The 2,551-nt window shown below is 74.4% G+C and carries 3 protein-coding genes; all 3 read right to left on the bottom strand.

The window, feature by feature from the left end; translation table 11 throughout:
- A partial coding sequence (locus tag CCN72_RS32675; RefSeq protein WP_208638162.1) for a cellulose binding domain-containing protein occupies positions 1–341 on the bottom strand: 341 nt, incomplete at its 3' end.
- A gap of 111 nt (positions 342–452) precedes the next feature.
- Entirely contained in the window at positions 453–1,856 is a 1,404-nt protein-coding gene (locus CCN72_RS32670) for a sensor histidine kinase (RefSeq protein WP_086811817.1), read from the bottom strand.
- On the bottom strand, positions 1,853–2,551 hold a 699-nt coding region (locus tag CCN72_RS32665; protein WP_244174590.1), incomplete at its 5' end, for a response regulator transcription factor. The genes CCN72_RS32665 and CCN72_RS32670, both read right to left, overlap by 4 nt.

Here is a 2,551-nt window from a genome sequence, read left to right as displayed (position 1 = left end):
CATGTCACGGTCCGCCCGGCGGTGTCCCAGCTCGCCGGGCGGACCGTGACATGGCTCCCGCTGACGCTCGACTCGCCGTTCCACAGCGAGGACAGCTTCGCCCCGGCCGGCAGGTCGAACTCCAGGGTCCAGGTCTTCTCCTGCTGGGCGCTGTTGTTGGTGACGACGTACTGGCCGGTGTAGCCGGTGGACCAGTCGCTGGTCCTGGTGTACGCGGCGTTCACCCCGGCGGCGTTCGCCGTGCCCGTGAGCAGGAACGCGCCGCCGCCGACCACGGCCGCGGCGACGATGCCGCCTATCGCCTTGTTCCTGCCACTGATCCTGCGCCGGTGGGTGCTCATGCGCATGCCTGCCTTCGTTCGTCACGGGGGGTGTGGTGCGGCAGCACGCTAGCGAGCCGGAATCGGGCAAACCGCTTGATGCGGACGGCCGTTGCACTCCTTAGGGTTCGCTTAAGGAAGGGATCGGGGCCGGTTAAAGGTCGGGACCAGCCGGCGTGCCCCGCGCCGCCGCACGGCGCCCCGGTGTCCCCGCCGCTGCGGCCCGCGCGCGTCCCGCTGGAAGCGGATGCGTATCTCGCTGCCGCCCAGCACCGAGGCGCCGATGCGGACGTCGCCGCCGGTGGACTCGGCGAGCCGGCGCACGATGTCGAGGCCGAGCCCGGTCGAGCCCGCGGTCCCCGAGCCCCGGCCGCGGGCCAGCGCCGCCTCGGGGTCGGGTATGCCGGGGCCCGCGTCGGAGACCAGCACGATCACCGCGTCCTCGCCCTGGTGCACGTCCACCGCGAAGGCGGTGCCCTCCGGGGTGTGCCGGAAGACATTGCCGAGCAGGGCGTCGAGGGCGGCGGCCAGCTCGGCGCGGGCCACGGGTATCCGCACCGGGCGGTCCACCCCGGCCACCCGCCAGGTGCGGCCCTCGTCCTCGGCGAGCGCGGACCAGAACTCCATCCGCTCACCCACCACTTCGGCCGCGTCGCAGCCGGCGCCGGTTCCGGGCGCGGTCGTCTGGGGCTTGGCCTCGCGCGCCGTGCGGATGATGGTGTCCACCTCGCGCTCCAGCTGGGCGACGGCCGCGCGGGTCTGCTCGGCGGCCGGTCCGGCGCCCAGCGAGGCCGCGTTCAGCCGCAGGACGGTCAGCGGGGTGCGCAGCCGGTGGGAGAGGTCGGCGGCCAGCTCCCGCTCGCCCGCGAGGAGCCGGACGACCTGGTCGGCCATGGAGTTGAACGCGACCGCCGCGAGCCGCAGTTCGGTCGGGCCCTCCTCCGGCACCCGGGCGCCCAGCTCGCCCTCGCCCAGTTCGCGCGCGCCCTCGACCAGCCGGCGCGCGGGCCGCACCATGCGCACCCCGAGCCGGTCGGCGACGGCGACCGAGCCGACGATCAGCGCGAGGCCGACACCGGCCAGCACCGCCCAGGCGGTGCCGACGCCGTTGGTCACCTCGGACTCCGGGACGTACACCTCGACCACGGCGATCGCGCCGGAGCCGAGCGCCACGGGTTGCAGCAGGGCGAAGCCGCCGGTGACGGTGGTGGTGGAGGCCCGGCCGAGCCGTCGTACCGCCTGGATGTCATGGCCGGTGGCGCGGGAGGCGCCGATGTCGAGCGCGCCGCGGGCGCCCTCGGCGGGCAGGTGGACGGCCATCCCGGAGTCGGCGCCCGCGGCGGCCACCACCCGCTCCAGCTCCTCCCGGTCGGTGGTGATGGACAGCGCGGGCGCCACGGCGGCGGCCTCCCGCTCGGCGCCCGCGAAGGCGCGGTCGCGGGCCATCTCCCGGACCACCAGGCCGAGCGGCACGGCGAAGGCGACGACGACCATGGTGGTGACCGCCAGGCAGACCTTGACCAGCGCCCACCTCATCGCGCCGGCTCCGGGTCCGCCGGGGGTTCCAGCTTCACGCCGACGCCCCGCAGCGTGTGCAGATAACGCGGCCTGGCCGCCGTCTCCCCCAGTTTCCGGCGCAGCCAGGACAGATGGACGTCGATGGTCTGGTCGTCGCCGTACGACTGCTGCCAGACCTCGGCGAGCAGTTCCCTGCGGGGGACGACGACGCCGGGGCGGCCGGCGAGGAAGGCGAGCAGGTCGAACTCGCGGCGGGTGAGGTCGAGCCGGGTGCCGTCCAGCTCGGCCTGGCGGCGCAGCGGGTCCACGGTCAGACCGCCGACGCGCAGCACGGTGGAGGGCGGGACCTCGCCGCCGGTGGCGCGGGCCCGGCGCAGCACCGCCGAGATCCGGGCGGAGAGATGGCCCACGGAGAACGGCTTGGTCAGATAGTCGTCCGCCCCCGCGTTCAACAGCCGTACTATCTCCGCCTCGTCGTCCCGGGCGGTGGCGATGATGACCGGCACGTCGGTGATGCCGCGCAGCATCTTCAGGGCCTCGGAGCCGTCCAGATCCGGCAGTCCGAGGTCCAGGATGACCACGTCGAAGCGGTGATGGGCGACCTCGCGCAGCGCCTCCAGTGCCGTACCGACGGAGCGCACGGTGTGCGAGGCGTCGGTCAACTGCCGGATGAGCGCGGAGCGTACGAACTGGTCGTCCTCGACCACGAGCAC

The organism is Streptomyces murinus (assembly GCF_002154555.1).
GTDB lineage: Bacteria > Actinomycetota > Actinomycetes > Streptomycetales > Streptomycetaceae > Streptomyces > Streptomyces murinus.
Note: the sequence above shows the minus strand (reverse complement) of the source record. Positions and strands in the feature narration are given on the sequence as shown.

Excerpts from the sequence above, each read along its gene's own strand:
- CCN72_RS32670 (WP_086811817.1), bottom strand. The coding sequence starts at position 1,856 with ATGAGGTGGGCGCTGGTCAAGGTCTGCCTGGCGGTCACCACCATGGTC.